Here is a 3810-nt window from a genome sequence, read left to right on the forward strand (position 1 = left end):
ATAAATCATATTAGAGCAACCTACCTCCAATAAGTACTGTGCAATTTGTTTACTCGCTTCTAAATTGTTACAGCATACAGAATAAAACTTATTACCATCAATCTTTCTATTAAACAAAGCTAAAGGAATTCTGTTATTAAATAGATCCTCGTTTGCTTGCAAAGACAACGTGGCATCCGTAATAATGACACCTGCAACATTATAGTTAAGTAATATATCAATATCCTTCTGTTGAATCTCATCGTTATTTGTATACACAAATAAAATGCTGTAGCCCAACTTTTTAAATGCGGTTGTAAATTGCTTTAATACCTGTGGATAAAAAGGATTCTGTACTCCCTTCATAACTAAACCAATTATTTTTGTTCTATTTGTAATTAGACTACGGGCAAATTCATTCGGTCTATAACCTAATTCCTTAGCTGCAGCCATTACCTTCTCACGAGTTTTTTGAGACACAGTCGCCCCTTTAAAATAAACACGCGAGACAGAGGATTGAGAAACGCCGGCAAGCTTCGCAACATCCTTTGCAGTAACTCCTTGATTCATCTTACTCACTACCTTCACAAAAGTTTAATTATTTCAAACTATACAATAATATTGTTTTTTTGGAAATAATAAACACTAATCTCTGCTAAAAGATTAGTGTTTACCAACAGCTTTAATCTTCACCTTTCTTCCCCTTAAACAACAACGATCCTCCCACTAGAAAAACACCACTAAAAAGAAACACGCCTGCCATTCCAACAGAGCCTCCAATTACCCCAAAAAAAGCTGGTGCAATGAGCTGAAATAAGCGATTTATAGTTATTCGTAGCCCTAAAACTTCCCCTGTCCTTTCTGGTGGAGATGCATTATAAGTAGTTGTCATGGAGATTGGCTGTCCACACCCTAATCCTAATCCCATCAAGATAGCAAGAAAAGCAATTAATAGCACGGAGCTTGTCAAAGGTAACAATAAAAAGGCAATCCCTGCGACAAATATGGATACGAATAAGATAAACTCCCTCTTATATATTTCTAAAAGCTTTGGTAAAACAAAACGGACAAACATGGTTGCTAATCCCTGGAGCGCTATAATCCAACCTATTGTAGACGTAGACAAGTTCATTTGCTTTCCTAATAACGGAAAGTAGGCAACAAAGATGTCTTTTGAATAAAGAACTAAGGCACTGGAGAACAATGCCCTTCTTATTAACGGGCTTTCTAATAGCTTTATAGAGTCAATCATTTTAGTTGGCTTTCTATGTATTTGTTGCTCTGCTTTAGGGATTTTTAAAGAAAAGATAATACCAGCTAATCCTATCCCCACGCATACTATATAAACAATTTGAAAGGATATATGTTCAGATAAGTATCCACCCATTAGAGGACCTACTACAGCTCCAAAAGCAACACACAAACTGAACATACTGAAATAATAGTCTCTATTTTTTTTCGTTGTTTGGTGACCTAACTGATTTTGTAACGCAATAGGTATACTTATATTCCCTATCCCTAACAGTAACTGACTTGCAAACAAAGACCATATAGTTGAAAAAGCAGCTGGAACAATCATTCCGGCTATAAGGCTAACAAACCCTATAATAATAGGGAGCCTATCTCCTATTTTATCTATTATTTTGCCGGCATGAATCGATAATATTAGTGGTAAAAAGGCAAACGTAGAGGTTAGAATACCAATTATCCAAATCGATGCCCCATACTCATCGGCAGAGAGTGTAATGACAGGCCTAGTTGCATTTACTACAGTATGAAATAAGAATATTAATAGTAAGACTCCTCTTAGATTCATATATCTCCCCTCAATCACATTATGTATAGTTCAATATTATATCAATACATAAGCCACTATGTTTAAAAGAATGTTGACCATTTGTTTATAAGCTTGGCTATAATAATGGTAGTCATACAATACATTTAAACCAAATATAGTTTAAAAAGGGGCAGAAGAATATGAAGGAATTAACAGAAGAAATTTTGGAGTTTAACCAAAAAAGAGGTTGGGTTCGTAATACCGATGCTCGTAGTCTCGCGATCTCTATATCTTTAGAAGCTAGTGAACTGTTAGAGCACTTTCAATGGCGTACCCCAGAAGAAGCTATAGCAAACGATAAACAAGGCATTGAAGAAGAAGCGGCAGATGTTCTAATCTACCTATTGCAGCTAGCCAGCGTATTGGACATAGATTTAAAAGAAGCGGCTAAAAAGAAAATACAAAAGAATGCTATAAAATATCCTTTACCTAACTAAGACAATGAGGCTGAGACAACCAGATGGAAGAAATAATGCTCCTTTCCTTTTACTTTTAGAAAATGGAAGGAGCTATTGTTTTTCATTACGCAGAATGCTTTAGGGTAAGATATGAGCTATCTCCATGTAATCTTTTATGTTATGACGTCTATCCTAGTGCTAAATTATGAACTCACTTATTAAACGTACGGATTACATCTTGAACTAACGACCAAATCTCATAGTTGTAATCTGGATCGACTATATACCAGTACTGTATATCTCTAATAAAGGCCTGCCTTTCCTCTCTCGTTGCCTCTTGAAGGAATTGTTGCATTCTTAATAACTCTTGTGAATCACTTATTCTACTCTCTGAAAATTCATATCTGTTTCCTCCAGTATCCCCTATGACTCCTAAACCATCAAAGGTTGCGATAACTACTTTCTCTTTCCTTTTTTCCTTTGCTGCGGAAATAGTAGCTATAATATCTACCTTTTCCGCTTCCGGATAGATGTCTTTTAATGCAAAGAAAACTTTGTCTTGTTTTATTTTCCATGAACTTGGAAGGTCGGTCATATATTCATCTAATATTGCCTCTTCTTGTTCTTTGTTTGAGATAATAGCTAATTGCTCCAGCAACTCTACATAGGGTACGGAACATACTAGACGAATAAACTCGTAGAAATTATTCGCGACATAACGAACTGGTGGGTCGTTAGTAGGCGATACGCATACTATAGCAGCTTCCATTACATCTCCAACCTTCTGAAAGTCAGTCAAAAAACCAAAGTGAATGCCATCCCCTCCACTTTCTGCAAAGGGTATTAAATCAGGCGGTGTAATCGAGTAAGGCGACTGCTCGGTGGCTGGTATGAATCCGATCATACTTAACGATAAATCTTCCTTGTTAAGGTTCTCATCTAGCTGAATGAGTTGTAAGATTTCTTTCGGGATTGAGTAATTTCCATAAGCTTCTTTTAAGTCATCAGACATAATCTTTGCTCCCTCTACATAATATTTATTAGTCTCCTATTCTATAATCTCAGCAAAATACCCTTTCAACTTTTTTACTTATAGCTCTAACAATCTCAAATTGGAGGAATTAGGATGAAAACTAAAACTACAAAAGTTTTAATTGCATTTACGGCCCTGGGTTTATTCAATACTTCATATGCCAATGTTACAGAGGCACAAACCAAGAACCCTATAATTCAGGTAGCCACACAAAATAACCACGTCCTAACAGACAAAATAGCTGTTGGCTTGGCAGCTAAATATCAGGAAGCATATCTATTTATAAGTAGTGGAGGGGGGTATCAGAATCGGGAATATAATACATTCCTTTTTAATGACTTAGCTTACCGTTACTTATCCAGTAAGATTGATACTAAAGGTGAACTTATGGCCTATCTAACTCAAACAATGACTTCTCAAATAGCTGAACAGCTAATAGAAGATTTAGAAATCATAGAATATAAAGGGAAGCTTGCACAACAAGAAACTGACATTGGCTCCCTCGAGGACTGGGGAAAAGCGAATGCAGAAATTGTTAAAAAAGAAAAAAACAAAATTAAATA

General features: G+C 35.9%; 5 protein-coding genes. 2 read left to right on the forward strand and 3 right to left on the reverse strand.

Annotated features, from left to right (window positions below):
* A partial coding sequence (locus tag AC06OU_RS11215; RefSeq protein WP_475855831.1) for a LacI family DNA-binding transcriptional regulator occupies positions 1 to 549 on the reverse strand: 549 nt, incomplete at its 3' end.
* A gap of 112 nt (positions 550 to 661) precedes the next feature.
* Complete coding sequence (locus AC06OU_RS11220) at positions 662 to 1795, reverse strand: MFS transporter (protein WP_475855832.1); 1134 nt, start codon at positions 1793 to 1795, stop codon at positions 662 to 664.
* A gap of 161 nt (positions 1796 to 1956) precedes the next feature.
* Between AC06OU_RS11220 and AC06OU_RS11225 the strand changes: the two genes are divergently transcribed.
* A complete protein-coding gene (locus AC06OU_RS11225; protein WP_475855834.1) occupies positions 1957 to 2253 on the forward strand; it encodes a nucleotide pyrophosphohydrolase in 297 nt (98 codons plus the stop codon).
* A gap of 172 nt (positions 2254 to 2425) precedes the next feature.
* On the opposite strand, the gene AC06OU_RS11230 is transcribed toward AC06OU_RS11225, so the two are convergent.
* Positions 2426 to 3226 (reverse strand): SMI1/KNR4 family protein, encoded by an 801-nt coding sequence (locus AC06OU_RS11230; RefSeq protein WP_475855836.1) that lies wholly within the window; start codon positions 3224 to 3226, stop codon positions 2426 to 2428.
* A gap of 114 nt (positions 3227 to 3340) precedes the next feature.
* Between AC06OU_RS11230 and AC06OU_RS11235 the strand changes: the two genes are divergently transcribed.
* A partial coding sequence (locus tag AC06OU_RS11235) for a DL-endopeptidase inhibitor IseA family protein (protein ID WP_475855837.1) occupies positions 3341 to 3810 on the forward strand: 470 nt, incomplete at its 3' end.

It is taken from the genome of Psychrobacillus sp. (assembly GCF_056205495.1).

Bases quoted from the DNA above. Each gene is read 5' to 3' on its own strand.
- AC06OU_RS11230 (WP_475855836.1), bottom strand. From the start codon at position 3,226: ATGTCTGATGACTTAAAAGAAGCTTATGGAAATTACTCAATCCCGAAA.
- AC06OU_RS11220 (WP_475855832.1), bottom strand. From the start codon at position 1,795: ATGAATCTAAGAGGAGTCTTACTATTAATATTCTTATTTCATACTGTA.
- AC06OU_RS11225 (WP_475855834.1), top strand. From the start codon at position 1,957: ATGAAGGAATTAACAGAAGAAATTTTGGAGTTTAACCAAAAAAGAGGT.